Consider the following 24829-nt stretch of genomic DNA (forward strand, 5'->3'; position numbering starts at 1 on the left):
CCTGATCATGGACGACCGCCAATACGCCTTCCTGGCCCGCCAGCCTTCTGCTGCCCTGAAAACCCGCGACGCCTTCTGGGGCATGCCCAAGCGTGGCCTGGCGTTCCTATTGGCCAACGTCATGTTCTGGCAGCCGATGTGGGCCCAGGCGGGCGGCATCGTGGTCAGCGCGCCGGGCACCAGCCTCGGCCAGGCCGGCAATGGCGTGCCGGTGGTCAACATCGCCAAGCCCAATGGCAACGGCCTGTCTCATAACCAGTTCAAGGACTACAACGTCGGCAGCAACGGCGTGATTCTCAACAACGTCACCAACCCCGCCCAGTCCACGCAATTGGGCGGGGTTATCCTTGGCAACCCGAACCTCAAGGGTACGGCCGCGAAAGTCATCCTCAACGAAGTCAACGGCGGCAACCCGAGCCAATTGCGCGGCTACACCGAAGTGGCGGGGCAGTCGGCCCATGTCATCGTCGCCAATCCCTATGGCATTACCTGTAACGGTTGCGGGTTTATCAATACGCCCAAGGCGACCCTGACCACGGGCAAGCCGATCATCGAAAACGGCCAGGTGGGTCGCTATCAGGTGGACCAGGGCAGCGTCGCCATTGAAGGCGCGGGCCTGAACGCGAACAACGTTGACCGCTTCGAAATCATTACTCGCAGCGCCAGGATCAACGCCGAGATCCAGGCGAAGAACCTGACCATCGTGGCTGGGCGCAATGATGTTAATGCCAACACCCTGAATGCCACCGCTCGGGCCGATGACGGCAGCGCCAAGCCCGAACTGGCGATCGACTCTTCGGCGCTGGGCGGCATGTATGCCGGGGCGATCAAGTTGGTGGGCACCGAAGCGGGTGTCGGGGTGAAGCTGGATGGCAAGATGGTTGCCAGTGGCGGGGATATTCAGCTCGATGCCAATGGGCATTTGAGTTTGGCGCAAACCACGGCGGCGGGTGCCGTTGATATCAAGGCTCAAAGCCTGGACGCCCAAGGGACGATCTATGCCGGCAGCCATGTCCAGGCGACGACCAAGGGCGCTCTCAGCAACCAACACGCCATCGCGGCGCGCGAGAAGGTCACGCTGACTACCGACGGCCAGCTCAACAACCTCGGCATCATTGAAGCGGGCGTCAACGTCGATAACACCCGCAACCAGGTTGGCGATGTCGTGCTGACCGCGGCGAATATCGACAACCGCGGGCAGAGTGTCATCGCCAGTCGCGACTTGAAAGCCAAGACCACGCAGACCCTCGACAATCGCGGCGGCACCTTTTCCGCAGACAAGACCCTGACGCTTGATAGTAAGGACAGCGATAACCGCGCCGGCACGCTGGTCAGCCAAGGCAAAATTCAGGCGCTGGCCACTGGAACGTTGGATAACCGTGATAAAGGCATTATCGCCAGCGACGGCGAGCAGACCCTGGTCGCCGGGAAGCTAAAGAACAGCGCGGGCGTTATCAGCAGTAACGACCTCCTGAAGCTCGAAGCGAAAACCTTGGATAACAGCGGCGGCAAAATTGCGACCGACGCCGCGCTGACTCTCAAGGGCGGCGCCATTGAAAACAGCGGCGGCCAAATCACCAGCCAGGGTGATCTCGTTGCCACGCTGAAAAGCTTCAACCAGCAGGACGGCAAGTTGATCAGCCAGGGGAAACTGACCCTGACCGCAGACCACATCAACAACAGCGACGATGGTTATATCGCCTCGGTCAAGACGATGAGCCTGACCGCTTACCAGCAACTGCTCAATAACAGCGAGGCGATCATCAGTACTGAGCAGGGACTGACGATCAGCGGCGGCGGTCTCGATAACACCAAAGGCAGTCTGCTTAGCCAAGGTGACCTGAAGGTCGATATCACCGGAGATTTCCTCAACCAGGATGGCAGCGCCATCACCCAGGCCGGGAACGTGGATATCGAGGCGAGCAGTCTCGATAACCGTGGCGGTGTTCTTGCCAGTGTCGGCGGTTGGCTGAAAACCACGTTGGACAAAGTGTTGGATAACGGCGAGTCGCTTGCCTCGGCCGACGCAGCTGGCTTGATCCAGGCGCAGTCCGTCGATCTCGATGCGAAACAAGCGGTGCTCAACAATGGCGGGCAGGTTTCGGCTTTGTCCGATGACGTTGATATCACCACCGCCACGCTTGAAAACCGCAACGGTGCAATGCTCGCCAAACAGGTTTTGACTGTACGTGCTCAGAATCTGGACAACATCGACGGACGCACAGCGGCAAACACCATTGATTTTGGTTTGACCGGGGCACTGAACAACCAGCGCGGTCTGGTGGAAGGCTCCAATGGCCTGCTGATCCGTGCTGCGTCAGTTGATAACCAGGGCGGCAAGTTGCGCTCGGTGGGCAAGCTGGGGACGGCGACGCTAACGGTTGATCAACTGCTGGACAACCAGGGCGGCGTCATTGAAGCGGCCACCCAGGATCTGTCCTTGCAGATGGCAGGCTTCAACAATGCTGGCGGCAATGTTCGTCATGTGGGCACCGGCACTTTAGCTGTGGACCTCGCCAGGTTCAGCAACATCGGAGGCAGCCTGATGACCTCAGGCACCCTGACGGTCGACGCGGCGCGGTGGGACAACAGCTCGGATATCCAAGCCAACGTCCTGAACCTGAAGGTGGGCCAGCTCAATCAGACCAGTAGCGGCAAGTTGGTCGCGGTGCAAAGCCTGCTGGCTACGGGTGGCACCTGGAACAACGCGGGCATCATCAGCAGCGACGTTGATTTTGATCTGAAGCTGACCGGCGCTTATGTCGGCACCGAAAACAGCCGCCTCAGCAGTGTCGATCAATTCGATCTGAGCGCCGCCAGCCTCGATCTCTCCAGCGGTTCGCGCCTGGCCGGCGGTGGCATGACCACCATCGCCAGTCTCGGTGCGCTGAATAATGCCGGCGGGATCACTGGCGGTGGCAAGTTCTCCCTGGCCGCCACGAGCCTGGTCAATACGGGCACGCTGGGTGGCGCCGATACCGTCGAGCTGCTTGCCAACGAGGCCCGTAACGAGCGCGGCCTGATCTTCAGCGGCGCGGACATGGCCCTGCGCTTCAATCGCTTCACCAACTATCGTGCGGACGTCTACAGCCTGGGGGCACTGAATGTCGCGGCCCGAGATGGCGTCGCTCGCAGCGTGCTGCTGGAGAACATCTCCGGCACCCTTGAATCGGCAAAGGACATGTCGCTGCGCAGCGACACCCTGATCAATCGCAAGGACGTCTTCTCCACCACCGATGAGCTGGTGTCGGGCTCCATCAGTGTCAAATGCTATGACTGCGGTGGTGACCACCACAACGTCGACTATGTGGCCAGTGAAACCTACCAAAGCGCAGTGCTTGAAGAATCGGCCAGTGCCACGTTGATGAGTGGGGCGAAGCTGACTGTTGATGGCTCTGCGGTGACCAACCAATACAGCGTGATGGCCTCGGCTTCCGACCTGCTGATTACCGCCGACAACTTCGCCAACGTTGGCGCTGCTTCCGGCACCAGCGTCAGGACGCGGACCTGGAACACCGGCCGGGTCACCGATGGCACCGACGAGCGTTTCCGCAGCAGGGTCATCGTTCCCTACAACGCCCAGGCCAACCCGAAACAACTGCCGGTCGATGCGTTGAACCGTTTCCGCCAGGTGGGCGACATCACGATCGTAACGCCAGGAGAGTCGCTGGCGCCGTCGGTTGTTCAATCGGGCGGCAACATCAGCATCCAGGCTACGCAGCGCCTGGAGAACAGTAGCATCGTGCAGTTCCAGGCACCGCTGGCGGGCGCAACCAAGTCAGCGGCCACCGATGTGGCCAGCGCCGCACAGCCAGCGGTCGTGGTACTCAACCCGCAGTTGCCGCCTGATCTGGCCCAACAACAAGTCAACCCGACCACCATGCCCGGGTTCACCTTGCCGACTGGCGAGAATGGTTTGTTCCGTGTCGTCGACAGCGCGGCCGCCGCGCAAGACAGCCACGACCAGAGCCGGGCCACCGTCCAGGGCTCGGACGCCAGCCGGGTCATCTCCGGCCCCAAATACCTGATTGAAACCAACCCCGCGCTGACCGACCTCAGGAAGTTCATGAGCTCGGACTACTTGCTGGGTAACCTGGGTTATGACCCCGATACCAGCTGGAAGCGCCTGGGCGATGGTTTGTATGAACAACGCCTTATCCAACAGGCGGTGCTGGCCCGCACTGGGCAGCGTTTCATTGCCGGACAGACCAGCGACGAAGGCATGTTCAAGTACCTGATGAACAACGCCATCGCCAGCAAGGAACAACTGAACCTGGCCCTTGGCGTGACCCTGACGTCGCAACAAGTCGCCGCGCTGACCCACGACATCGTCTGGATGGAAGACCAGGTCGTCAATGGTCAACATGTCCTGGTGCCGGTGCTCTACCTGGCACAGGCCAACAACCGGCTGATGGCCGATGGCGCGTTGATCCAGGGCAAGAACCTCACCCTGATTGCGGGCACCGACCTGAAGAACGCCGGGACGTTGCGTGCCAGCGAGAACCTCTCGGCGGCAGCCGGGAACAATCTGATCAACACGCGCCTGGCCGAGGCTGGCGAGCGGCTCAAGTTGGTCGCGGGCAAAGACCTGGTCAACATGCAAGGCGGCATCCTCAAAGGCAAGGACGTCGAGCTCTCGACCTTGACCGGCGACATCCGCAACGACCGGACCATCACCACCCTTGAGAACAGCGGCAAGGGCTTCAGTTCGAAAACCTCCGTTGTCGACAACGCCGCGCGCATCGAGGCCGGCAACAACCTCACCCTGCGTGCAGCGGGCGATCTGCTCAACGTGGGCGGCGCGATCACCGCGGGCAACAACGCGGACTTGAGTGCGGGCAAAGACGTCGTCATCTCCGCGGCTCGCGAAGAAAGCGGCTCGATGCGTCAGGACAAACGCCACTTCTGGGAGCAGAGCCAGACCGTTCAGCACGCCAGTGAAGTCAAGGCGGGCGGCGACCTGAACGTCACCGCCGGCAACAACCTGACCGTCGTCGCCAGCCATCTCCAAGCCAAAGGCGATATCAACCTGAGCGGCAACGAGGTCGCCCTGATCTCGGCGGCGAACGAGAATTCCAGCGAGTACCGCTACAAGCGCAGCGGCAAGAAGATCAACAAGGAAGAAGACCATGTCTCGCAGCAGGCGACCACCCTCGATGCCGGAGGGGATGTAAGGGTTGCTGCGCGCAATGATCTGTTGATGGTCGCGAGCAAGATTGCGGCGGGTAACGAGGCGTATCTGGTGGCGGGTAAGCAGCTGAGTCTGCTGGCTGAGCAGAACCGTGATTACTCGCTGTATGACATGAAGAAAAAGGGAAGCTGGGGCAGCAAAGCCGCACGACGCGATGAGGTGACGCAACTCACCCATGTCGGAAGCGAGATCAGCACCGGGGGCGACCTGATGTTGGTCAGCGGTGGCGATCAGACCTATCAAGTGGCGAAGCTGCAAAGCGGCAACGACCTGATCATCGACAGCGGCGGGCGCATCACCTTCGAAGGGGTCAAGGACTTCCACGACGAGAGCCATACCAAGAGCAAAAGCGACCTGGCCTGGTACAAGATGAAAGGCGAGGGGCGAACCGACGAAACCTTGCGCCAGAGTGCTCTGGTTGCCCAAGGTAAGTTGGTGATCAAGGCCGTCGATGGGCTACGCATCGATGTCAAACAAGTGGATCAGCAGAGCGTCAGCCAAACCATCGATGCAATGGTGAAGGCTGAACCGGAACTGGCCTGGATGAAAGAGGCCCAGGCGCGTGGCGACATTGACTGGCGCCAGGTGAAGGAAATCCACGACAGCTTCAAGTATGACAACTCCGGTCTGGGAGCCGGGGCCAAGATCGCCATCGCGATTTTGATGTCGTTCATCATGGGGCCGGCAGGTTTCGGACTGTCGGGCACCAATCTCGCGGTCGCCACCAGCCTGAGCACCACGGCGGTTACAAGCACCATTGAGAACAAAGGCAACCTGGGACTTGCGCTGAAGGAAACAGTCAGCGCCGATAGCCTGAAAAGTGCGGCGATTGCCGGCTTTACCGCCTATGCATCCGCATACGCGGACCAAGAATGGTTTAGTAGTACCGACAGCTCCAGCACGACCACTCAAGGCGTCGAGCCGTCGGCGGGTTCGGCAGGTTCGGCATCGAGCGCGAGTAATTCCTCCAAGGATATCTTCCGTTGGAACACCGCGACTGACACTGCAATCCGCACAACCGGGCAAGCAGTGATCTCCAGCAGTATCTCCACCGCGATCGATGGTGGCAGCTTTGGCAGCAATTTCAATGCTGCCCTGCTGGGAGAGGCCGGCAATGTGGCGATGGCGACCGGCTTCAACTGGGTGGGCGATACCATCAAGTTCCCCGATGGCGGCCCCCAGAAAATTGTTGCCCACGCGATCATGGGTGGCCTGCTGGCTGAGCTGACGGGCAGCGACTTCAAGACCGGTGCGGTTGCCGCCGGTTTGAATGAAGCGCTGATTCCCGGCATGGCCAAGGTGGCGAGTGAAAACAAAGATCTGCAGCTAATGCTGTCGCAACTGACGGGGCTTCTGGCAGCGGCTGCGGTCGATGGCGACCTGAATACAGGTTCGACGATCGCCAAGAAAGCGACGGAATTCAACTATCTGTTCCATGCCGAACTGGTCGAAAGAGAACAGAAGCTCAATACGTGCGCCTCCCCGGCGGATTGCCAATCCGTCAGGGACTATTACAACAACCTCGATACGACTCGGAACAAAGAGTTCGGACAGTACTGCCGGAATAACCCGGCGAGCTGTTTGCAAGTGACGAAACAGTTGGTGGATGAGATTCCAGCCAATGAGAAGATGCTGCATGACGGCAGGAGCGCCGGGCTCGATCGTTCGGCAGCGCTTTGGGAAATTACTCGAAGTAACGAGCGGGCCATCAATACCGGCATCATCGAGAAGACGCGTACCGATAAAGGCGATGGGGCTGCCTTTCTGACGGAGCTTGCGGCGGATGGATTGAGTCAGGACCGGGGGCTGTTCTCGTCGACGGCTGGGGGTAAGGGTGGTACAACCGGGGTTAAGGTTGGGGTTGTAGGAAAGGATGGAACAAAAGGTGTCGGTGCCGCTGGGAGCGATGCTGAAAAGACTGTGACAGTCAGTAAAAGCCGCTTTCCTGAGTCAGCGCAACACATCGAGGATGCTATTGAGGCGGGTAAGCCTGGTACTCTGACCATAGATCGCGCGAATGCAGCATCACGTAGACGTGACTCTTTGCGGGGTGTTGAAACCAAACCAGGCCTTGATCGTGATGAATATCCGCCTGCAATGTTTCAAGAAGGTGGTCAAGGCTCTTCAGTGAAACATATCAACCCTAGCGATAATCGTGGGGCTGGCGCTTGTATTGGTGCTCAATGCAGAGAGCTGCCAAACGGAACGAAGATTCGAATAGATGTGGTGGATTAAAATATGACTAGCTTGGATACCTTACTATCGAACGCAAGTTCATCTTTGAGCGAGCATGAACCAAAAATATTAGATCTATCGCATGGGTTGCTAGGTACATTAGCTGATCAGTTTTTTGGAATGCTGCGCAGGCGTAACGGTTTTTATGCTTTCGAAAGCGCTTTGCACGTATTTCCAACACACTCTAATCAGCAAGAAATAGGAGTTTATGACTGGAATTCGGATGCTCTGTGGCGCAGCGGCTACAAAGGTATGGCCGATGGATGCCTTTTTTTTGCTGAGGATGTTTTTGGTGGGCAGTTCTGTTTTAAAGATGGCAAAATCTATATTTTTGACCCGGAAACAGGTTCGCTAGAGTACTTGGCTGACGATGTTGAAAGCTGGGCAAAAAGTATTCTCGTGGATTTTGATGTGCTTACAGGGCATCCGCTGGCGAATCAATGGCAAAAGCAGAACGGTCAAATTCCTGCGGGGAAGCGTCTGTTACCAAAAGTGCCTTTTGTGCTTGGCGGTGAGTTCGTGCTGGATAATTTGTATTTGGCTGATGCTGTGGAAGGGATGCAGCTTAGAGCTGATATAGCTAGTCAAATCAGAGACCTGCCAGATGGTGCTCAGATTAAATTCAGTATTGAAGATTAATTGTTAGAAGTGGGGTGAAAGGGGCTGAATAGAATTGAAAATCGACTCAAAAGGGAAGGATTTGAATGCCACCCTAGCGGATTGCCTATCCCTCAGGGACTATTACACCGACCTCGATACGGCTCGGAGCAAAGAGTTCGGACAGTATTGACGGAACAACCCAACGGGTGTTGTAAGTAAAATGACAGCTGGCGGATGAGATTCCGGCTAATGAGAAGATGCTGCATGACGGTAGGAGCGCCGGGCTCGATCGTTCGGCAGCGCTTTGGGAAATTACTCGAAATAACGAGCGGGCCATCAATACCGGCATCATCGAGAAGATGCGTACCGATAAAGGCGATGGTGCTGCATTACTGACGGAGCTTGCGGCGGATGGATTGAGTCAGGACCGGGGGCTGTTCTCGTCGACGGCTGGGGGTAAGGGTGGTACAACCGGGGTTAAGGTTGGGGTTGTTGGGGATAAAGCAAAGGGCACGGCTCCTGAAAATATGACTCCTATAGGAGCGGGGCGCAGTGGTGCATTTAATGAAGCTAAGCGTCAATCAGGTATTCCCACCAGTCAGCAACCAAGCCGGGTTTTACCGAATGTCGATAAGCGAGGTAATCCCCAGCCGGGAACAATTTATGAGTTCGAGGTTCCTGCGTCAGGTGGCGGTACCAAAACGGTAAGAGTCCGAGATGATGCGGGAGGTCATGACTTTGGTGTTGGGAATCCTCAAAATCGCGGCTCCCACTTTAATGATGAAATCGGAAATCATTATGACTACTGATGTTAAAGTTACAAGTGCGCCTGATTTGTTAGTAAGTAATGAGGTGTTTAACATTCGCAGTGCGAGGAAACGAGAGGGCGGGGTGCTCTCGGTGGCAAGCTTTTTGACTGCCGGGGCGTCAAGCGATTCCGTATCCTCAGTATTAAGTTATTTGTATGATCTAATTGAGAAAAAATTTCCTGATTGCAATCTGTGGTTGTTTTTAGGTAGTTCTGCATGGCAGCCAGATACACGGATTGTCCGCCATCGAAAATTGTGGGGGGCATTGAGGTTTAGGGGGTATGAGATTGTAGGCGGCAGTAACTCGCAAGAGTACATTGTCGAGGCGGAAGGAAAAATCAAGTTTTTTGGTGCATTGCGCCTGTCGAAACTGTCTATTGAAACCGTCGCCAGTGTACTTGAGGCAGAGCGTTGTTCATATGTGGCTGCGCTCCCTAAGGGTTTTGATGTTCAAATTGCTCTTGATAAGGGGTGGTCGGGGGATGTAGAGGAAGATTTGAGTTTTCATTATTTGCTCTCTGAAAAGCAAGGTTTGCTGTTTAAAAAAGTAGGTGAGTTTGATGACGGTGAGCGGGGATTCATATCTGTTGGTTTGCTGGAGCAAATAAGTGTGTTGTTGCATTAAAACGGTTCCTTGTAATTACTGTGGGTCAGAAAGCGAACGAACTGCTTGGTGAAAGAGGTGTGGTGAAAAGGGGTAGATTTATTTTGTGAGCGCAGAGGGGGTTAGCTTGTTGGTTTTGCTCTGTTTATAAATAAGCTGTCCGCTTTTCCCATTGTTTTGCTGAGTCGAGATGAAAAAAGCGCCTTGGAGGGCCATTGATGCGACACGACGTTGTTTTACGCTTTGTAGCGATGACTTTATTCTGCTTCACCCTGACCGGATGCATTCATTACGAACATAAAAGCGCAGAAGGAAAACCCTGGGCCGAGGTTGCGACAATTCGGCAGTTCGACAAGCATTTGTCGATAGACAAGATCGATGACGATACGTCGCTATATTGGCTAGCCCGCCAAACCGAGTATCGACTCGGCGCAGGAAAGCATAAACTTTCCGTTAAGTACGCTATTGGAACTGGATACTCACGTCCAATTGAAATGACCGTGGATTTGGTCGGTGGCCGTACCTATGGGCTTTATGGCATTTCGTCGATGAAATGGTGGTATTACGAAGTTCGTGATGTCGAGACAGGTCTTTCGGCGAAAGTTATAGAGCCGGCCGTCACAACGACGCCTTCTGGATCAGCCGGGCAGGCGGTCCAATAGTTTTATCGTGGAAAGGGCGTTTGCTCTCTGTCGGTTGGCGATGAATAGCGAGGGTTGCTTCGCAGCCCAGCGGGAGCAAGCTCCCTCGCCACAGAAGCCGGATTGTTGATCGCTCGCTCATGGCGCAGTTTTATTTTGCTATCCCCTTCTTTTGTGGTTACAGCGGACACCACGGGTCTCCCCCATTCGCGCTATCCAGGATCTTCGGAAAATTTCGTCCAAATCCCCAGCCTGAGGCCACGGCAGTCATGGTGGTTTTGCAAGCGGGGTTCTTTTCCGAGACGATCACGTTCATATAGAACTGGCTGCCGTAGATCGTTGGTGCCCATAGCACCATGTCGCTTCTGTCGGCATTGCTGTCGACTTTCAATTGGATCGTATTGACGAGTCTCCCCCGTCGTGAGCTCGGTCACTTGTGGGTGAAAGCAGTGGTTCAGGTAGCCTTGCACCCGCTCTTCGACCACCGCCCGCTCTTGCGTCAGGCAGTACTCGGGGCTGGTTACGCCAGTGTTCAGCAGTTCGTCCTTGGTATATGGATGCAGTGAGCAGCCGCTCAATAACAGAAAAACGATCCCTGTAAATTTCTTGTACAAAACTCATGCTCCATCTGAAAAAGGGGATATTTGCCATCTATTTAAGAGGTGGATGGCCGTGTGGCTGGATAGGTGACTGGCCCAAGGGCCGTCAGCCTGTCTATCGTGAAGGTGTTCATCAACACTTTGATGAGTACACCGATGGTGGCGTTCAACGCGACGACGCAGAGGGCAAATATCACCTCAGTGATCTCCCATCAGTGACCATGGCGCGACTTCCATGACATGAACTCTGATGGCCGTAACCCATAGCGCGCGAGCACCCCTTCGTGCAGGCGACGGAGTTCTTCGACGATCAGTGCTTGCACTTCCGGCTGTTCTCTTTCTGAAACATATTCCGCTACCGAGCGTTGAATTCAGAACAACGGGTCAAGCTCTGGGTGAGTGACGATTTCCCGAATGGTCTTCTTGATGAGGTCTCGCCATGCCAGGCGTAAAGGGTCCGGCTCCGCAAGGTCTTGCTTGATTGCCAGATATTCCAGTGTTGAGCGTTCGTAGGCCCAGATATACAGGTCGAGAAGCAGCTCTACCCGGGTCATTTCGTACACGCCCAATGTGGCTCGGCTGTAGGCCTGCTCCGGTACATACAGAAAGGTCAGCGGACAAAGGTAGGCTCGGAACAAGGGGAGATTCGCTGCCAGTCGAGAGGAGCGTTTATTGATGTCGGCAAAAGGCTGAAAATAGGGCAGGGTGTGGGTCTCAGCCGGGTGTCCTATTGCGAAATAACGCCGTGCCCTGCCTTCTCCCTGTGCAGTGATTTGGCTGCTTTCGGCCAGGTTTGCAAGGATGCGCTGCGCCGTTCGCCGGAAAATTTAGGGTGCCAGGCCAAGAGCTCTGAGAGGCTCGCCCACTCCTGGATGCCAGGATACTGTTATATGTCGGTGGTCGAAGGCATGAGTGTGTTGGCGCTGTTTGAGAAGATTTTGGCGCGATTGTGGCGCAGTTCTTGACGAACTGCGCCACAGCTCATCGGAGTAGATAGATGTAATTGCTCCCGACGGTGGGGGCTACGTTATGGCCATAGTCGCCCGTCTTCACTTACTCCGCCGCCTGCGCCCCAATCACATCCATCACATCACACCCGTCGCGCAGCGCTATCGTCAGCATTTTGCAAAAATCGGAAAGCACCAGCGTGTCGGAACTGATCTCCGAACGGAACGCGATGTTTTCCAGCAGTTGGGTCACGGTGCGGATGCGGTAGTCAGCGGTTTCGAAGAGGACATCAAGCGGGGCTTCGGTGTCGATCAGTAGGGTAGCAGGGGTGCAGTCGATGCCGGTGATGGGCATGTATCGATTCATTGGTAGGACCTCATTCAGTTGAAAGGAGCTACCTCGTTGCCGGGTCGCCAAACCCGAGTCGCCATTGGGGCGACAAGGAACTATAGGCCGTCCCGCTCAAGCGTCACAAGACACCGCTTTCCGAGCTTTATGTAGGAGCTTTGGCCTTTTGGCGACTGCATTTCCCTACATTTGGTTTACAGATATCAACGAGTTTGAGCCAGCCGTCCATTCGATGCATTGTCACGGCTAGAGAGAGAACTATGGCGAGGGAGCTTGCTCCCGCTCGGTTGCGCAGCGACCGCAAAATCTTGGGGCCGCTTCGCCCGAAGCGTCGGACCGGCCCAGCGGGAGCAAGCTCCCTCGCCACGGTTTGTGTGTTTGCCCGCGTGTCCATTTAACTGACAGGCATTAGCCTGGGACTGCGTCAATCCAGTGCGTTGAAGGAGCGGTTCATCGCGACAATATCGGCATGTCTAGGGTTGGGCCCGAGCCGCTCAAAGTGTTTAGGAAACTCCTCTCGCTTCGCAGCGGCTTGCCCTTTGGACGCTGCCAATAGTGCGTCGCGCAGCGTCTCGGCGTCGTAGTCACAGCAATAGCCTGGCGTACACGGTTGTTGTCTCCAGGACTCTTCCAGGGAACCTCCGTCGACCGGATCAAAGCCCGCTTGGTTGACCAGGGACATCACCGTTTCCTTAGCCTTGGCATCGTCGCCGGCCACTGCTGCTGCCAAGCGACCTGGCGTGCCTTGGGCGCTGCCCAACTCCGCCAAGGTATAGGCCAGAATATTGTTGAAGGCCTTGATGACAGGTCGCCCGATCTGCTTCGAAACCCAAACGCTTTCCGTCATCCCTTGATCAATTTCAGCAATGTTGGGGTCACGTAGGCCAGGGTAGTAGTTACTCGTGTCCACCACCGGGACGCTATCTGGTACAGCGGCAAACAGATCAGCAGGCAGCGCGCTCAACGCCGGTAGCGGTATGGACAGCACGATCACATCCGCGCCATCGACTGCGCCGCGAATGTCCACCGGTTTGGCTCCAATCTCTTCGGCGAATGCGCGAACGCCGTTGATGCCTCGAGAGTTCGCCACACGTATGTCGTGACCGGCGGCCTTGAATTTGCGAGCGAGGGTGCCTCCGATGTTACCGGTTCCGATGATGCCGATTTTCATGGCTAAGCCTCCTGAGTCATTTGTCTTGCACCGATTCTAGGAGGCTGGTGTGATAATGGTAAGTACCTACCAAAAGGTGTGTAACTCACCATCGAGGAAGAAATGGAACGGGAATGGGATTGCGGCGACCCGCAAAATCGTCGGAAATGGGCCGAGGCAACAACCGAAACGCTTCGCGTACTGGAAGGGAAGTGGAAGATCATTATCTTGTGCCAGCTTTTCGCGGCGAAGGGCGCGCTGCGTTTCTCGGATCTGGAGAAATTGATAGAAGGGATCAACCAGAAGATGCTGATCCAACAGCTAAAACAGTTGGAAAAGGACGGCATTGTGCAGCGGACCGTGTACCCACAAGTGCCACCTAAAGTGGAGTACAAGCTCACGCCCATGGGACATGCACTGGGGCCGTCGATCCAGGCGTTGATCGAGTGGGCAGAGATGAGGCGCGATCACACCTGAAATGACCGTCGAGGCGCAATGGCCCGACGCTTGCGAAGCAACTTCAGCAATCCTTTAACTTCGCCCAAAACTCCTCCGCCGATGGGCTAATGGCACCCGTTGGGCGAGTGAGGTGAATGTCCAACGGAATATCCCAGCTTTCATCGAGCGCCCGCACAAGACGTCCGTCGGCGACTTCCTGTTCGGTCAGGCTTCTTGGTAGCCAGGCCACCCCTTTGTTTTCCAGCGCCATGGACATGAGCACCGCTGCGAGGTGGCTGCTGAACAGCGGCTTGAGGTGCAGGAATTCTTCCTTGCCCTGAAGTCGATGAGCCACGATGCGTCCCAGACCGGACTCCTGGGTATACGCCAAGTAGGGCAGCGATGCGGGCGCATTTGCGAAGCTGGCAGAAGCGCTCGCCAGCGGAACGAGCACGTCCTCGCCCACTTTTTTGCCGATGAACTGATCAGGGGCCAACAGCGGTGGAACATCGGGATGACGATGGCAAAGCAGGAACTGCACGTGGCCTTGAATCAGCATTTGCTCACAGGCCGCCATGCTATCGGAATGCAGGCGTACCGCCTCGATGGGGGCGCCGTTTTCCGTGCTCCGCAGCCATCTTGGGAAGAACGTGAACGACAGCGAATGGGTGGCCGCGAATTGCAGCGTCTTGATCGCCATGCCCGCCACTTCCTGGGCTTCGCTGCGCATTCGGTACAAGCGCCTGGCCGTTTCTTGGGCGCTTGGCAGAATCTGCTTCCCCGCCTCGGTCAGCGTGGCGCCTTGTGGCGTGCGAACGAACAGTTCGACACCCATCCAATTTTCCAATGCGCGGACTCTGCGACTGAAGGCCGGTTGGGTCACGTGGCGTGCTTCAGCGGCACGTACAAAGCTGCCGTACTCAGCCAACGCTGAAAAATCTTCTAGCCAAACGAGTTCCAAGGGCAATGCCTCCTGTGCATGGGGCGCGGCATTATTAGCATTGGGCGGGTGTCATCGCAAAGCATAACGTGGGGTCACCTACAACAAGAGGACCCCATCATGCGTATCGTCGACATCCGTGAAAAAACCGTTTCCATCGCCTCGCCAATTGCCAACGCCTACATCGATTTTTCCAAAATGACCTGCTCGGTCGTCGCTGTCGTCACGGATGTGATTCGCGAGGGTAAACCGGTCATCGGCTACGGTTTCAACTCCAACGGTCGTTATGGCCAAGGCGCTTTGATGCGTGACCGCTTCCTGGCGCGCATCACCGAAGCCGACCCTGAGTCGCTGATCGATAAAGAGCACAATAACCTCGATCCGTTCGCCATCTGGAAAACCTTGATGACCAACGAAAAACCCGGTGGCCATGGTGAGCGCTCGGTGGCCGTGGGCACCATCGACATGGCCGTCTGGGACGCCGTCGCCAAGATCGAAGGCAAACCGTTGTATCGCCTGCTGGCTGACCGTTACCGCAGCGGCGTGGCCGACGACAAGGTCTGGGTCTACGCCGCTGGTGGTTATTACTACCCAGGCAAGGACGACGCCAAGCTTCAGGACGAAATGCGCAGCTATCTGGATCGCGGCTACGACGTGGTCAAGATGAAGATCGGCGCGGCGCCTCTGGCTGACGATATTCGTCGCATCGAATCGGTACTCAAGGTGGTCGGTGACGGGCGTCGCCTGGCAGTGGATGCAAACGGTCGCTTTGACCAAGACACGGCCATTGCTTATGCAGAGGCTTTGAAACCCTACAACCTGTTCTGGTACGAAGAAGCCGGCGATCCTCTCGACTACGCCTTGCAGGCTGAGTTGGCCAAGCACTACGACCTGCCGATGGCTACCGGTGAAAACCTGTTTTCCCATCAAGACGCCCGCAACCTGCTGCGCCATGGCGGCATGCGTTCCGATCGTGACTACGTCCAGTTCGACTGCGCGCTGTCCTACGGCCTGGTCGAGTACATGCGCACCCTGGAAGTGATGGAAGACATGGGCTGGTCTTCGCGTCGTGTCGTTCCCCACGGGGGCCATCAGATGTCCCTGAATATCGCCGCGGGCCTGCACCTGGGTGGTAACGAATCCTACCCGGATGTGTTCCAGCCGTTTGGCGGTTTTGCTGACGGGATTCGCGTCGAAAACAGCTATGTGGCGCTGCCGGATATTCCAGGCGTCGGCTTCGAAGCCAAGTCCGCCTTGTACGCCGTCATGCGCGAACTGGGCGAGGGCTGATAGCCCGAACGGCGGCCTCTTCGCCTGGGGCCGCCGTTATCAGGCGTCACCCACTGACGCCACACCACACGCCCATCACAACAATAAAATGAGGTGCTCCCGTGGAAATCTCCAAGTCCCGCTGGTATAGCCAGCTGTATGTGCAGGTCCTGATCGGCATCGTGGTCGGCGCCGCAATTGGTCACTTCGAACCGCAGTTCGGCGCCAAGCTTCAACCCTTTGCCGATGGTTTTATCAGGCTGATCAAAATGCTGTTGGCCCCGATTATTTTTGGCACCGTGGTGGTCGGTATTGCCAAGATGGGCAACATCAAAGAGGTTGGAAGAATCGGCGTAAAATCGCTGATCTATTTCGAGATTCTTTCAACCATCGCGCTGGTGATCGGCCTTGTCGTGGTCAACATCGCCAAGCCCGGCGTGGGGATGAACATCCATGTCGAGACACTCGATGGCAGTGCTATCGCCAAGTACAGCCAGGCCGCCTCTGCCCAGGGCGGCACCGTTGATTTCTTCATGAACATCATCCCGCCAACCTTTGTCGGTGCGTTTTCCAATGGCGTCATGCTGCAAGTCATTCTGCTTTCTGTCTTGATGGGGGTGGCGCTGGTTCAAATGGGTGAGACCAGCAAACCGCTGATCAATACCATCGATCTGTTTCTGCAAGGGCTGTTCAAGATTGTGGCCATGGTCATGCGGCTGGCTCCGATAGGCGCTGGTGCGGGCATGGCGTTCACGATCGGCAAGTATGGCATCGGTACGCTACTGTCCCTCGGCCAACTGCTGGTAGCGCTCTACGTCACTACCCTGGTGTTCATTGTGGTCGTGCTGGGCACCGTTGCTCGATGGTCAGGCATGCCGCTGCTGCAGTTTCTCCGTTACTTCAAGGACGAAATTCTGATTACCCTCGGGACTTGCTCGACCGAGGCTGTGCTGCCGCGGATGATGGTCAAGTTGGAAAAACTGGGCTGCAAGAAGTCGGTGGTGGGGATGGTGCTGCCGACGGGCTACACCTTCAATGCCGATGGCACCTGCATCTATCTGACCATGGCTGCGATCTTCATCGCCCAGGCCACCAACACACCGCTGACGTTTATGGATCAGATGATTCTGTTGGGCGTCTTCCTCCTGACTTCGAAAGGTTCGGCGGGTGTGGCGGGGGCCGGGTTCGTCACCCTTGCGGCAACGCTGACCACCATCCACTCCATTCCGCTGGTCGGCCTGGTCCTGCTCCTGGGCATTGACCGTTTCCTGAACGAAGCGCGGGCGGTGACCAACCTGATCGGCAATGGCATCGGCACCCTCGCCATTGCCAAGTGGGACAATTCTTTCGATGTGGATGCGTGTGAGCGGGAAATCGCGGCCATGAAGAATGAAAAGGCGGCGCGTAGGGCGTTGGCTGCGCAGAAATAATCAGCATCGCTTGCCCGGTCGTGCTGAAGCTTTGATTGCCTGGATTTCAGGCACAAAAAAGACATCCTTGTTAAGCGAAATAAAGCCGGGCAGTAACCCCGTGGCGAGGGAGCTTGCTCCCGCTGGGTCGCGTAGCGGCCCTGTTTTGGGGCCGCTACGCAGCCCAGCGGGAGCGAGCTCCCTCGCCACGGGTTGTGTTCGCCCGTGGTATTCCACTTAACTGACTGGCATTACTTAAGACTGAAATCCGGTAACTGTCCGATCGAGCCTGAGCTCTATGGATGACGTTGTTCGTTGCCGCGTTATTTCCCATCCTGCTGCATCAGGGCCTTGCGTAACTTCCCGGGTGACATGCCAAACATGCTCTGAAAGTGCCGAATAAAATGTGGTGCATCGGCGAAGCCACATTCAAAGGCGATCTCGCTAATCTGGCGGTCGGAACTCACCAGCAACCATCTGCCGAACCGGAGTCGGACCTGTCGGTAGAACTGGGCCGGGCTGTTGTTGGTTTCAGCGACAAACAGGCGTTCCAATTGCCGTTTGCTGGTGCCGACCAGATGCGCAATGGCCTCGATATCCAGGGGTTGGGCCATGTGTTTCTCCATCAACATCACGGCTTCGTGCAACCGACGATTGGATGAACTGGCGTACCCGAGGGCCTTGCGTCGGTCGACGAAACTGCTGGACGTGTTCTTTGCCACCGTCATCTGATGCACAACCTTGCCCGCACGATCCGGTCCGCAGTGCAGGCCGATCAGATGAAGCGCCAGTTCGATGACTGACACACCGCCCGCGCAGGTGATCCGGTCCCGGTCGATCAGAAAGTCTCTGTTGATGACAAAGCGCAACGAGGGAAACAGTCGCTTCCAGTCGTCGCCATGATAGGCGTGGACACACGCCGTTCGCCCCTCCATCAGGCCATGTCGCGCGAGCACGAAACTGCCGGTGCACAGGCCGATCAACGGCACCTGTGCCGCTGCGGCCTGGTGGAGGAACGCGGGATAGGTTTTCGGCACCGCCTCGATGGAGTCGAGCAATCCACCAATCACCACGATGTAGTCGAAACGCTTCGGGTCAGCGAGTTCACTGTCGATCGGTACGTCCAGTCCGCTACTGGAAATGACTCTTTGCCCGGGAGTGCCCAGTACTTTCCATTGGCAGCGTATGGGGCGGCTTTGATCTCCTGTATCGGCGGCATGCCGCAACGCATCGGTCAGCCCTGACAGTGACAGCAAGGGGAAACGTGGCCACAACATGATGCCAATAGACAGCTCGGCGGTGCCGCGGCGCATGGGTGGATGACGCGCCTGCCCATGATCGAGCTCGTCCACGAGGCTTTCCTGGGGTGCCACGGGCTCTGTGCCGCCAGAATGTCGCAAATGTTCAATCATTCGTGCAAAGCGTCCAACCAGTTATACCGCCGGGCCCACTACGATGGACCGATGCGAAACGTTCTGCTGCCACAATAAAAACTATCGAGGAGCATCCGATGAAGACGTCCAAAGTCCAGCGTTTTTCCGCTATCTGTGCCGGTTTTCTGGTGTCCGTGCTGGCCACGGCACCGGTGTTCGCATTGGAGACAGTAGAGCCGGGAAGCCTGACCATCGCCTTCAGTGGTGATATGCCAGGAACAGGGTATCAAGATAGTCGGATGGTCGGCTATGACGGTGAAATTCTTCAACAAATTTCCGAAAAGCTGGGCCTTAAGGTCAAACCGGCATTGATGGAATGGTCAGGGACGATTGCCTCGGTGCAGTCCAAGCGAGTGGATGTCATGGCCGGCACCATGGGCTGGACCGAGCAACGCTCGAAAATCATGGCCTTGAGCGATCCTATTCACTACTTCAAGAACGGTATCACCCAGACAGACAAGACCAACTGGAACAGCCTCAAGGATTTGCAAGGCAAGAAAGTCGGCACCATCACCGGTTTTTCGTTCATCCCCGAGATGCGCAAGATCGATGGCCTGCAAGTCGCCCTGTACGACACGTCTGATGCGGCCGTTCGCGATCTGCTCGCCGGACGGATCGATGCGGTGATCGGCGATCCACCGGTCATGCAATACGCCATTTCCCGCAATGAGCAATGGCACCTGCGTTTCAACGCCTTTGTCGACAACGATCCGAATTTCCCATTGCTGACTGGCTTGGGCCAGGTGGTGTTCGGCTTCAACAAGGCCAGTCCGGAACTGGTGACGGCGGTTAATGCGCAGATTCAGACGCTCTGGAAAAACTGTGAGATGCGCAAGGTCGGCGCTCGCTACGGCCTGACCCAGGATGTCTGGTTCATGCCCGAAGGCAAGGACCTGCGCTTGGGCGTCGATCGCCCAGCGGACTGGACGCTGCCTGGCTGCAAATAAGTGTGTGCGGCGATGCGCCGGACTCATCGCCATGCCTACAACAAAAAGAGGTTAGCCAAGATGTCGAGCCCGTCTGACACCGCGTTGCTGCGCGTGCACGAATTACACAAGAACTATGGCGATCTGGAAGTGCTCAAGGGCATCAGCCTGGAGTTGAAGCCCGGTGAGACCCTGTCATTGATTGGCCCAAGCGGTTCTGGAAAGTCCACCTGCCTGCGTTGCATCAATTACCTGGAAAAACCCACCAGCGGCGAGATCTGGCTGGGGGATGAGCTGATCGGGCAGGTCAAGGACGGCAAGCGTTTGCGCCTGATGAGTGACCGGGAGATGGCGCCGCAGCGCCGCGAGATCGCCATGGTGTTCCAGTTGTTCTATCTCTGGCCGCACTTGAACGTGCGCGATAACGTCGCGCTCGGTCCCATCAAGGCCCAAGGCATGCCGCGCAAGCAGGCGTATGAATTGGCCGACGCGATGTTGGAAAAAGTCCATCTGCGGCACAAGGCCGAGTCTTATCCCGAACAGTTGTCGGGTGGTCAGCAACAGCGGGTCGCCATCGCCCGGGCTTTGGCCCAGCAACCGAAAGTGATCCTGTTCGACGAACCGACCTCGGCGTTGGATCCCGAGTTGGTCGGCGAAGTGTTGGCCGTGATTCGCGAGCTGGCGGAAGAGGGCCGCAGCATGATCATGGTCACCCATGAAGTGAGGTTTGCTCGCGATGTGGCGGATCGGGTGATCTTCATGGACGGCGGGCGCATTGTCGAACAGGGGCCGTCGGCGCAAGTCATCGACAACCCTCGTCACGAACGCACCCGCAGTTTTCTGGGGCGCATGGCTGTGGAGAGCGCCTGATGGTGAATCTGCAAGCTTTCCTCGGACTGTTGCCCTTGCTGTTGAAAGGCGCAATGAACGCGTTGGAAATCGCCCTCTGCACCTTGGTGCTGGCCAGTGCGGGCGGTTTGATACTGGCGGTTTTGCTGACGTTCAGCCGATCGCGACTGGTGCACGGCGCCATTGCCTGTTTCATCGAATGGATGCGCAACGTGCCTGCGCTGGCGCACCTGTTCCTGATCTACTTCGGGCTGTCCTATCTGGGAATCAACTTGCCCGCGTGGTTGGCGGCCATCGTCGGTTTGAGCCTGGTGGGCAGCGCAGTGCTGGCCGATACTTTCCGAGCCGGCTTGCAATCGCTGCACGTCGGCCAGCATGAAGCCGGACAGGCCGTTGGCTTGCACCGTCTGCAAATTTTGCGCTACATCCTCTTGCCCCAGGCCCTGCGCGTTGCGTTGCCGGCTTACGCCAACTATGTCACGCAACTGATCAAGGACACGTCCGTCGCCTCGGCCATTGCCGTGCCGGAAATCATGTTCCTTGCCCGCAATCTTGTGACCTCCACGTTCCAGACCTCGCTGATTTATCTGGCGGTGATGTGCATCTATGCGGCGATGATCCTGCCAATTGGCGTGGGATTCATCCGACTTGAACGTCATCTGAGGGCGGCGCGATGATCGGTTTTTTCCAACAATACCCGGAATACTGGAGCGATTGGTTCGCGCGCCTGCTACTCGGCGCGCGAGTCAGCGCCGAGCTGTCCCTGACAGGCTTCGCCCTGGCGGCGGTGTTGGGCGCGTTACTGGCCTGGGCGATGAAGAGCCCCAGCATATTGCTCAAGCGTCTGGCGGTGTTCTTCATCCAGGGGATGCGTGCGGTGCCGCTCCTGGCGTTGCTGCTGGCGCTGTACTTCACCTTGCCCAGCCTCGGGCTGACGCTGTCGGGTTACTGGGCCGGCGCCATCGGTTTGGGTTTGCAGGGCTCGGCCTACGTCGCAGAAATCCTGCGCGGTGGACTGGACTCCTTGCATCGCGGCCAGCGTGAGGCGGCCATCGCTACCGGCCTGACGCCGTTGCAAGCCTTCACCTCGGTGATCTTTCCCCAAGCCATTCGCGGCATGTTGCCGCCGTTGCTCAATGCCTACGTGTCGATTCTGAAAGACAGCTCCCTGTGCGCCCTGATCGCCACCGATGAGTTGATGCTGGCAGCCCGGGCCATCGCGTCCGAATCCTTTTTGCCGATGCATATTTTCCTGCTGGTGGGGTTGTTCTATTTCGTCATCGCTTTCCCTCTTTCTCTGTTATCGCGAGTACTGGAAGTACGATTTTCTCGCGGACGCAAAACCATTCGAGGCTGAACACATGAACATCAAGGATCGAACCGCTTCCCACAGCATTGGCCAGTTACAGCAAGCGCTGGCCTCCGGAGCGCTCACGAGCGAGTCCCTGGTTGGCGCGCAACTGGAGCGGATCGAGCGTTTCAACGGTCAACTCAATGCTTATGTCGAAGCCTATCCCCAGCGCGCGCTCGGTGCCGCCATCGCGGCCGATCGGCAGCGAGCTGCCGGTGTCAACCTGGGGCCATTGCATGGCATTCCGGTGGCGATCAAGGATTTGTTCGAAATCGAAGGCAAGGCCATCACCGGTGGTTCGCTGGCACAGCAGCCGCGTATCTCGCGGCTCACCGCCACGGCAGTCCAGCGACTGGAGCGCGCCGGGGCGATCATCATGGGCAAGACCCACACCGTAGAGTTTGCTTTCGGGGGGTGGGGCACCAATGCCGTGATGGGCACGCCGTGGAATCCATGGGACTGCGACGTGCATCGTGCTCCAGGCGGGTCCAGCAGTGGTTCCGCGGTGGCCGTGGCCGGCGGATTGGCAAGCGCGGCATTGGGCACCGACACCGGCGGCTCGGTGCGGATTCCGGCGGGTATGTGTGGTTTGGTTGGGTTGAAAACCACGCGTGGGTTGGTGAGCCGTCACGGTTTGATTGAGTTGTGTCCATCGCTGGATTCGGTAGGACCGATTACGCACACCGTCGAAGACGCCGCGTGGATGCTTGACGCGCTGCTGGGACCGGACCCGATGGATTCGGTCTCGGCCAAGTCGCCAGTCTTCAGTACCGCGGCAGGCTTGAATCTTCCGGTGGCCGGTCTGCGCGTCTGGGTGCTGCCACAGGCCGAACGCGTACACATCGCGCCTGGCGTATTGGCAGCCTATGACCAGGGGCTTGAGCAATTGGCCGCACTGGGCATGCATTTGGTCGAACAGCCGCTACCGACTTCCCTGGAGCAGTGCATGCGCGTCGCCGGTGGCCTCATGAGTGCCGAAGGCTACGCCAGCCTTGGTAGCCTGTTCGAACGCGATGATCTGCGCTTCGATCCTCATGTGCAGCGTCGAGTGCTGAGCGGGCGCGCCATCGACGCGGCGGCTTATATCGATTTGCACAACCAGCGACGTGTTGCCCGCCAAGCCATGGACGAAGCCATGTCCAACGTCGATGCCTGTGCGTTTCCGACCAACGCCATTGGCAGCGTGCCGCTGAGTCAGGTCGATGAGTACGGCACGCCGCTGGCCTTGCTCGGCCGTTTCGCCAACCTGCTCAATCTCTGTTCAGTGGCGCTGCCGGTGGGCTTTGACGAGCAACGTATGCCGGTCTCGATGCAGATCGTCGGGCGTGCTTTCGCCGAACCCTTGGTCCTGCGGATCGCCCATGCCTACCAGCAAGTCAGTGATTGGCACCAGCGGCGGCCGGTGGGTTGGGACCTGTCGGACAGGGTGGTGGCGTAATGGAAATCTGTGTCGTCGGAGCTGGTATCGTTGGCTTGAGCAGTGCCTGGCTTTTACACAAGGCCGGTCATAACGTCATCGTTGCAAGCGCCGGCCGATCCCGCTCTGCTAGCGCAGCGCCTTAACTTTCTCAATTCACGGAGTAAACCCGATGGCAACGATTCAACGTTTTCAGAGCAACGCGCGGATGTCCGGTGTGGTCAGTCACGGCGATCTGCTTTACCTCTCCGGCCAGGTGCCCACGGATCTACACCTTGGCATCGAAGAGCAGACGCGGCAGGTGCTGGCCAAGATCGAAGCCTTGTTGTCACTGGCGGGCAGCGACAAGGGCAAGCTTTTGAGCGCACAGATCTGGCTCAAGGACATTGATCGTGATTTCGCGCCGATGAATGCGGTGTGGGACGCCTGGCTGCCAGCGGATAGCGCTCCGGCACGGGCCACTGTTCAGGCGTGCCTGGCGCGGCCTGAGGTGCTGGTGGAGATTATGGTTATAGCGGTGAAACCTGTTTCTGGTGTTTGAGAAGGTTGGGGCGTTCATCGCCTGATTGGCTTCGGTACGCCAAATGAAAGCTGGCAAGGCGGCACGCACAACCGAGGTGACGCTTTCGGCTGCGGCTGAGGCCAGGGCTAAAGTCGGTGTATCTCAAAGTGCACTTGCAGAGCTGCTGGGAGTCAGCCTGCGTACGTTGCAGGATTGGGAGCTGGGTCGTCGGCGACCTGCCGGTGCGGCACAGACCCTTCTGCGGGTCGCGAGCCAGCACCCTGAGGCGTTGCGAGACCTTCAAGCCGTCTGAGGTTTAATTACGTCGAACCGTGAATTCCAGGCACAAAAAAAGACGTCCATGGACGTCTTTTTTGTCGAGTTGGTGGAGCCGGGGGGATTTGAACCCCCGTCCGCCAGTACTCCGCTGTCGGTACTACATGCGTAGCCGTGTCTATTAAGTTAACCCTCAGCGACCCGACGGGCAGGGTGCTTTGGGCGAGTTGTGTAAGTTTTAGCCGATTCGTCCACAACGTACTGCACGGCGATTCCGTTCTATATGACAATCACTTTGGGTTTACGGACATCCCCTCGTGATTGCTGGACCCGAAGGTACCAGAAGCTCAGGATCTAAGGCTGCTTACGCAGCGATAGCGAATTCCTGGCCGTAGTTTTCGTCATTGGCAACTATAGAAGTTGCAACAGTGGATTTACGAGTTCTGTTACCAACTCGGCATGCACCTAGAGTTTCGCAACCGGCGTCGAATCCTAAACGGCCCCGAACCTGTCGCTCCGTGAGTCTGTTGGAGCGGCAGGCACGTGCAGTGTACGCCAATCCATGTCCGAGGCCAACCCGAAGGTTGGCCTGCGGTGATTCTACTGGTCGCCTTTGGCGTTGTTCTGCAGCTTCTGGATCGCCTGATTGGTCAACGAGATGCAATTTTCGGTGCCTTCTTTGGTGCCTTTGGCGTGCTCAGCCTTGGCTTGTCCGACGGTGGCATCGATGTCGGTCTTTAGACCTTCGCTCATTTGCTCGGTGCTGACTTTGGCGTCGCTGATCTTTTGCAGGTTGATTTTGCAAAGGTCATCCTGGCTTCCTGCAAACACCGGAGAGGCCAACATCGCAGCGGAAATGAACAAGCCAGCAAGTGCGGTGCGCTTCATGTGTAT

The 24829-nt window shown here is 57.4% G+C and carries 23 protein-coding genes and 1 other RNA gene; 16 read left to right on the forward strand and 8 right to left on the reverse strand.

From position 1 onward, the window contains the following. The first annotated feature begins 7 nt into the window (after positions 1 to 7). The 5 genes from J3P85_RS03585 to J3P85_RS03605 all read left to right on the forward strand — a co-directional run bounded on the left by J3P85_RS03585 (position 8) and on the right by J3P85_RS03605 (position 10101). Positions 8 to 7426: a DUF637 domain-containing protein gene (locus J3P85_RS03585; RefSeq protein ID WP_434704939.1), complete on the forward strand. Its 7419-nt coding sequence runs from the start codon at positions 8 to 10 to the stop codon at positions 7424 to 7426. A gap of 3 nt (positions 7427 to 7429) precedes the next feature. Further along, the gene (locus J3P85_RS03590) at positions 7430 to 8065 is read left to right on the forward strand and encodes an SMI1/KNR4 family protein (protein ID WP_434704940.1); all 636 of its coding nucleotides are present in this window, start codon (positions 7430 to 7432) and stop codon (positions 8063 to 8065) included. 218 nt (positions 8066 to 8283) lie between these two features. After that, entirely contained in the window at positions 8284 to 8835 is a 552-nt protein-coding gene (locus tag J3P85_RS03595) for an HNH/endonuclease VII fold putative polymorphic toxin (protein WP_434704941.1), read from the forward strand. Next, positions 8759 to 9460 (forward strand): hypothetical protein, encoded by a 702-nt coding sequence (locus J3P85_RS03600; protein WP_434704942.1) that lies wholly within the window; start codon positions 8759 to 8761, stop codon positions 9458 to 9460. Before J3P85_RS03595 ends, J3P85_RS03600 begins: the two co-directional genes overlap by 77 nt. Before the next feature lie 197 nt (positions 9461 to 9657). Beyond that, positions 9658 to 10101, forward strand: a complete 444-nt coding sequence (locus J3P85_RS03605) for a hypothetical protein (RefSeq protein ID WP_250965875.1) — start codon at positions 9658 to 9660, stop codon at positions 10099 to 10101. A gap of 191 nt (positions 10102 to 10292) precedes the next feature. Here J3P85_RS03605 and J3P85_RS03610 read toward each other — a convergent pair whose 3' ends face one another. The 4 genes from J3P85_RS03610 to J3P85_RS03625 all read right to left on the reverse strand — a co-directional run bounded on the left by J3P85_RS03610 (position 10293) and on the right by J3P85_RS03625 (position 13146). Continuing rightward, positions 10293 to 10694 (reverse strand): hypothetical protein, encoded by a 402-nt coding sequence (locus tag J3P85_RS03610; protein WP_434704943.1) that lies wholly within the window; start codon positions 10692 to 10694, stop codon positions 10293 to 10295. Positions 10695 to 11050: 356 nt separating this feature from the next. Then, complete coding sequence (locus J3P85_RS03615; protein WP_434704944.1) at positions 11051 to 11317, reverse strand: hypothetical protein; 267 nt, start codon at positions 11315 to 11317, stop codon at positions 11051 to 11053. 415 nt (positions 11318 to 11732) lie between these two features. Then, a complete protein-coding gene (locus J3P85_RS03620; protein ID WP_434704945.1) occupies positions 11733 to 11993 on the reverse strand; it encodes a hypothetical protein in 261 nt (86 codons plus the stop codon). A 406-nt stretch (positions 11994 to 12399) separates the two neighbouring features. Next, positions 12400 to 13146, reverse strand: coding sequence for an NADPH-dependent F420 reductase (locus tag J3P85_RS03625; protein ID WP_434704946.1), 747 nt, complete (start codon positions 13144 to 13146; stop codon positions 12400 to 12402). 102 nt (positions 13147 to 13248) lie between these two features. Here J3P85_RS03625 and J3P85_RS03630 point away from each other — a divergent pair, with 102 nt between their 5' ends. Then, positions 13249 to 13602, forward strand: coding sequence for a winged helix-turn-helix transcriptional regulator (locus J3P85_RS03630; protein WP_202894655.1), 354 nt, complete (start codon positions 13249 to 13251; stop codon positions 13600 to 13602). 43 nt (positions 13603 to 13645) lie between these two features. Here the strand turns inward: J3P85_RS03630 and J3P85_RS03635 are convergent, their stop codons facing one another. Then, on the reverse strand, positions 13646 to 14524 hold the full coding sequence (locus J3P85_RS03635) for a LysR family transcriptional regulator (protein ID WP_434704947.1): 879 nt from the start codon (positions 14522 to 14524) through the stop codon (positions 13646 to 13648). A gap of 99 nt (positions 14525 to 14623) precedes the next feature. Here J3P85_RS03635 and J3P85_RS03640 point away from each other — a divergent pair, with 99 nt between their 5' ends. Both J3P85_RS03640 and dctA read left to right on the forward strand, forming a co-directional pair. Continuing rightward, positions 14624 to 15793, forward strand: a complete 1170-nt coding sequence (locus J3P85_RS03640; protein WP_250965881.1) for a mandelate racemase/muconate lactonizing enzyme family protein — start codon at positions 14624 to 14626, stop codon at positions 15791 to 15793. Positions 15794 to 15894: 101 nt separating this feature from the next. Then, the gene (dctA, locus tag J3P85_RS03645; protein ID WP_207963369.1) at positions 15895 to 17202 is read left to right on the forward strand and encodes a C4-dicarboxylate transporter DctA; all 1308 of its coding nucleotides are present in this window, start codon (positions 15895 to 15897) and stop codon (positions 17200 to 17202) included. A gap of 302 nt (positions 17203 to 17504) precedes the next feature. Here the strand turns inward: dctA and J3P85_RS03650 are convergent, their stop codons facing one another. Beyond that, the gene (locus J3P85_RS03650) at positions 17505 to 18533 is read right to left on the reverse strand and encodes a GlxA family transcriptional regulator (RefSeq protein ID WP_346343463.1); all 1029 of its coding nucleotides are present in this window, start codon (positions 18531 to 18533) and stop codon (positions 17505 to 17507) included. A 158-nt stretch (positions 18534 to 18691) separates the two neighbouring features. Between J3P85_RS03650 and J3P85_RS03655 the strand changes: the two genes are divergently transcribed. From J3P85_RS03655 to J3P85_RS03690, 8 genes are read left to right on the forward strand one after another with little or no spacing between them, the layout of a single operon-like run. After that, positions 18692 to 19561, forward strand: coding sequence for a substrate-binding periplasmic protein (locus tag J3P85_RS03655; RefSeq protein ID WP_434572494.1), 870 nt, complete (start codon positions 18692 to 18694; stop codon positions 19559 to 19561). 60 nt (positions 19562 to 19621) lie between these two features. Continuing rightward, complete coding sequence (locus tag J3P85_RS03660) at positions 19622 to 20410, forward strand: amino acid ABC transporter ATP-binding protein (protein WP_238349454.1); 789 nt, start codon at positions 19622 to 19624, stop codon at positions 20408 to 20410. Continuing rightward, complete coding sequence (locus J3P85_RS03665) at positions 20410 to 21066, forward strand: amino acid ABC transporter permease (RefSeq protein WP_434704949.1); 657 nt, start codon at positions 20410 to 20412, stop codon at positions 21064 to 21066. The genes J3P85_RS03660 and J3P85_RS03665 overlap by 1 nt, the downstream gene beginning before the upstream one ends. Then, entirely contained in the window at positions 21063 to 21746 is a 684-nt protein-coding gene (locus tag J3P85_RS03670; RefSeq protein ID WP_250964005.1) for an amino acid ABC transporter permease, read from the forward strand. Before J3P85_RS03665 ends, J3P85_RS03670 begins: the two co-directional genes overlap by 4 nt. A gap of 4 nt (positions 21747 to 21750) precedes the next feature. Beyond that, the gene (locus J3P85_RS03675; protein ID WP_434704950.1) at positions 21751 to 23178 is read left to right on the forward strand and encodes an amidase; all 1428 of its coding nucleotides are present in this window, start codon (positions 21751 to 21753) and stop codon (positions 23176 to 23178) included. Beyond that, the gene (locus J3P85_RS03680) at positions 23178 to 23303 is read left to right on the forward strand and encodes an FAD-dependent oxidoreductase (RefSeq protein WP_434704951.1); all 126 of its coding nucleotides are present in this window, start codon (positions 23178 to 23180) and stop codon (positions 23301 to 23303) included. The genes J3P85_RS03675 and J3P85_RS03680 overlap by 1 nt, the downstream gene beginning before the upstream one ends. A gap of 26 nt (positions 23304 to 23329) precedes the next feature. Then, on the forward strand, positions 23330 to 23698 hold the full coding sequence (locus J3P85_RS03685; protein ID WP_434704952.1) for a RidA family protein: 369 nt from the start codon (positions 23330 to 23332) through the stop codon (positions 23696 to 23698). A gap of 43 nt (positions 23699 to 23741) precedes the next feature. After that, a complete protein-coding gene (locus tag J3P85_RS03690) occupies positions 23742 to 23972 on the forward strand; it encodes a helix-turn-helix domain-containing protein (RefSeq protein ID WP_434704953.1) in 231 nt (76 codons plus the stop codon). A 70-nt stretch (positions 23973 to 24042) separates the two neighbouring features. Here the strand turns inward: J3P85_RS03690 and ssrA are convergent. Both ssrA and J3P85_RS03700 read right to left on the reverse strand, forming a co-directional pair. Next, positions 24043 to 24439, reverse strand: a transfer-messenger RNA (tmRNA) gene (ssrA, locus tag J3P85_RS03695). 96 nt (positions 24440 to 24535) lie between these two features. Continuing rightward, positions 24536 to 24823: a hypothetical protein gene (locus J3P85_RS03700; protein ID WP_039592339.1), complete on the reverse strand. Its 288-nt coding sequence runs from the start codon at positions 24821 to 24823 to the stop codon at positions 24536 to 24538. Positions 24824 to 24829 lie beyond the last annotated feature (6 nt).

Origin of the sequence: Pseudomonas sp. Z1-12 (assembly GCF_051132015.1) — a bacterium.
GTDB classification, from domain to species: Bacteria; Pseudomonadota; Gammaproteobacteria; order Pseudomonadales; family Pseudomonadaceae; genus Aquipseudomonas; species Aquipseudomonas zanjanensis.

What these genes read in the sequence shown, in the direction of transcription:
- J3P85_RS03640 (WP_250965881.1), top strand. Translation starts at nt 14,624, where the DNA reads ATGCGTATCGTCGACATCCGTGAAAAAACCGTTTCCATCGCCTCGCCA.
- J3P85_RS03690 (WP_434704953.1), top strand. Translation starts at nt 23,742, where the DNA reads ATGAAAGCTGGCAAGGCGGCACGCACAACCGAGGTGACGCTTTCGGCT.
- J3P85_RS03655 (WP_434572494.1), top strand. Translation starts at nt 18,692, where the DNA reads ATGAAGACGTCCAAAGTCCAGCGTTTTTCCGCTATCTGTGCCGGTTTT.
- J3P85_RS03665 (WP_434704949.1), top strand. Translation starts at nt 20,410, where the DNA reads ATGGTGAATCTGCAAGCTTTCCTCGGACTGTTGCCCTTGCTGTTGAAA.
- J3P85_RS03680 (WP_434704951.1), top strand. Translation starts at nt 23,178, where the DNA reads ATGGAAATCTGTGTCGTCGGAGCTGGTATCGTTGGCTTGAGCAGTGCC.
- J3P85_RS03670 (WP_250964005.1), top strand. Translation starts at nt 21,063, where the DNA reads ATGATCGGTTTTTTCCAACAATACCCGGAATACTGGAGCGATTGGTTC.
- J3P85_RS03625 (WP_434704946.1), bottom strand. Translation starts at nt 13,146, where the DNA reads ATGAAAATCGGCATCATCGGAACCGGTAACATCGGAGGCACCCTCGCT.
- J3P85_RS03585 (WP_434704939.1), top strand. Translation starts at nt 8, where the DNA reads ATGGACGACCGCCAATACGCCTTCCTGGCCCGCCAGCCTTCTGCTGCC.
- J3P85_RS03660 (WP_238349454.1), top strand. Translation starts at nt 19,622, where the DNA reads ATGTCGAGCCCGTCTGACACCGCGTTGCTGCGCGTGCACGAATTACAC.
- J3P85_RS03600 (WP_434704942.1), top strand. Translation starts at nt 8,759, where the DNA reads ATGACTTTGGTGTTGGGAATCCTCAAAATCGCGGCTCCCACTTTAATG.
- J3P85_RS03595 (WP_434704941.1), top strand. Translation starts at nt 8,284, where the DNA reads ATGCTGCATGACGGTAGGAGCGCCGGGCTCGATCGTTCGGCAGCGCTT.
- J3P85_RS03685 (WP_434704952.1), top strand. Translation starts at nt 23,330, where the DNA reads ATGGCAACGATTCAACGTTTTCAGAGCAACGCGCGGATGTCCGGTGTG.
- J3P85_RS03605 (WP_250965875.1), top strand. Translation starts at nt 9,658, where the DNA reads ATGCGACACGACGTTGTTTTACGCTTTGTAGCGATGACTTTATTCTGC.
- J3P85_RS03675 (WP_434704950.1), top strand. Translation starts at nt 21,751, where the DNA reads ATGAACATCAAGGATCGAACCGCTTCCCACAGCATTGGCCAGTTACAG.
- J3P85_RS03630 (WP_202894655.1), top strand. Translation starts at nt 13,249, where the DNA reads ATGGAACGGGAATGGGATTGCGGCGACCCGCAAAATCGTCGGAAATGG.
- J3P85_RS03700 (WP_039592339.1), bottom strand. Translation starts at nt 24,823, where the DNA reads ATGAAGCGCACCGCACTTGCTGGCTTGTTCATTTCCGCTGCGATGTTG.
- J3P85_RS03620 (WP_434704945.1), bottom strand. Translation starts at nt 11,993, where the DNA reads ATGAATCGATACATGCCCATCACCGGCATCGACTGCACCCCTGCTACC.
- J3P85_RS03590 (WP_434704940.1), top strand. Translation starts at nt 7,430, where the DNA reads ATGACTAGCTTGGATACCTTACTATCGAACGCAAGTTCATCTTTGAGC.